At 56.3% G+C, this 2,514-nt stretch carries 2 protein-coding genes; both read right to left on the reverse strand.

The genetic code is table 11. From position 1 onward, the window contains the following. Window positions 1–816 (reverse strand): condensation domain-containing protein (locus MKX30_RS27340; protein ID WP_341063898.1); only part of this gene is annotated, 816 nt, incomplete at its 3' end. 154 nt (window positions 817–970) lie between these two features. Then, on the reverse strand, window positions 971–2,514 hold a 1,544-nt coding region (locus tag MKX30_RS27345; protein WP_341063900.1), incomplete at its 5' end, for a condensation domain-containing protein.

Consider the following 2,514-nt stretch of genomic DNA (forward strand, 5'->3'; position numbering starts at 1 on the left):
TTCTTCGAACAAGCCGTAAATCGTTTTCCCCCGCTCGAACCCGGTTTCGGTGTCATTAAATCGCTTCAGCAGCGTCTCCCTCTCGTCTGGGGACAGCACATCGGCTTGTCCGAGCTCCAGATCCGGCTGAAATAAAAGCACGGACAGCAGCCGAACAAGATGGTCGGCTGCCTGTTCCACAAATGCCCGCTCGTACCACTGCCCGTCAAAGCTTATTTCCAGCTCGATGGAATGGTTTTGGCGGTCGAAGCGAAAAACCGTATCGGCCGCCACCCGGTTGCCCAGCGGTTCCGGATGAATCGGTGCAAAGGATGCGACGGTGTTGATGATTGGTAGGCCGTCCCCCGTATAGTCCAGATGGAGCGGCTCCACCATTTTCCGAAAAGGCAGGTGCTGATGCTCCAGCGCCTCGCCGATGGAGGCTTTGATGCCCCCGAGCAGCGTTTTCAGCGTAGTCTGGTGGCTTACGGACGTCTTGATTACCAAAATGTCCTGCGGCGGCGGAGTCCCGTCAGGGTCTGCGCTATAAGAAGGCATGCCCACCAGCACTTGGTCCCGCCCGGTATATCTGAACAGCAGGCTTTTTACTCCTGCCAAAACAATCATGTACAAAGCCAAATCCGAACCGTTGGCGAGGCAAATGATTCTCTCTGAGAGTTCGCTCGGCAGAGTACGGTGAAGCAAGCCCGGCTCGGCCGCAGCTTCCCCGTCGGCGGATAATTTGGAGGATTGACTGTAGGGAAGGAAGCTCAGGCTGTCATCGGCATCAAACTTGCCGCTCCAGTACCGTTCTTCCTTTTCAAACAAAGATTTCATTTGTACCTCCCCTAAAAATGAAGTGACCGCATGCCCTGGCGCAGGTCCGAAAAAGCTTGCTTTCGGCCTGCGCGTTTACGGGCTTGGACGTTGTTCGCCGTCTTCCTTGGGATGCGCGCCGCTTTCGTTTGACGGCGGAGGCGCGCTTGTAGGATTAGAACGCGAATTCGATCGTATCGACGGCACTCTTTGCGCCTGCCGCCGGTTTATGACATTCAATCCTGCTTAGCTCAAGTTGTGGATTTTCCGCAATTTGAGACAGTACCCGCAGGTAATCCTCGGTCAAGGTGCGGATCATCGCTTCTTTGAACAGCTTGGTGGCGTAGAAGAAGCCTCCGCTCAGCGCCCCGTTGTTTTCATACATAAATAGCGTCAGATCGAACTTCGCTTCTTCCAAATGGTCAAGCTCGTAAGTCTTCAGGCTGACCCCTTCCAGCTCGGCATCTCGTTCTTCGATATTTTGCAAGTCGAAAACGGCATCGAACAGCGGGAAGCGGCCCGGCTCCCGCTTCACATTCAAACGCTCCACGAGCTCCTCGAATGGATAATCCTGGTTCTCGAAAGCACCCAAAGCCGTTTCCTTCACTTCTTCCAGGTAGGACAAGAACGTTTTGTCGTCCGACGGACGATTGCGGATCGCCAGCGTATTGACAAACATCCCGATGACCGGTTCCAAATCGGCGTTCGTTCTTCCCGCCACCGGGGTGCCCACGACCAAGTCCTCCTGCCCGCTGTACTTGGACAGCAGCACGGTATAAGCCGCAAGCAGCACCATGAACAGCGTGCTTTCACGCTCGGCCGCCAATTCGCGCAGCCGCGCAGAGAGAGAAGCTTCGACGTCGAACTCCAGATGCGCGCCTTCGTAGCTGCGAGCCGCAGACCGTTCGTAGTCCATCGGCAGGTCCGCCGTCGGCAGCTCGCCTTCGAAGGTTTGCAGCCAGTACGCTTCCTGCCGCCCGATCCGCTCTCGGTGGGCCTTCGACTGCTGCCAAACGGCATAATCCTTGTATTGAATGCGCAGTGGCGGCAGTTCTTCCCCGGCGTAGAAACTTGAGAACTCATCGATCACAATCGCCATCGATACGCCGTCGGACACCATATGGTGCATGTCGAAAAGGAGAATATGCAGGTTCGACTCCAGCTCGATGACCCCGGCTCGCAGCAGCGGCGGCTTGCCGAGATCAAACGGACGAACGAAGCTGCGGACGATCTGCTCGATTTGAGCCGCATCCTCTTTATCCGCTTGATGATGCTCGATAGCAAAATCGACCTGCGGGTAAATCCGCTGAACCGCTTCGCCCTTCACGATTTCAAAACCGGTGCGCAGCGATTCATGCCGTGTTATCAATTTCCGCAAGGCGGCTTCCAACCGGTCTAAATCAAACTCGCCTTCCACCTGCACCAGCTCCGGCATGTTGTAAAGCTGATCCGCTCCATCCAGCGTGTGCTGAATGAATAGCCGTTTCTGCGCGGAGGACAGAGGGTAGTACTCTCTCTCCTCCGCTTGAGGAATGGCCTCATGCTCCCGCCGTTCCATCCGGGCGATCGCCTCGGCCATCGCCGCAATCGTCGAGTGACGGAATACGTCGCGCAGCGGCAGGTTGACGTTTAATTCCTTAAATACCTTGCCCGCCAGCGTCGTCGCTCGCAGGGAGTGGCCGCCGATGTCGAAGAAGTTGTCGTGAACGCCAATCTCCC

Source organism: Paenibacillus sp. FSL P2-0173, from assembly GCF_038008045.1.
Lineage (GTDB): Bacteria > Bacillota > Bacilli > Paenibacillales > Paenibacillaceae > Paenibacillus > Paenibacillus polymyxa_B.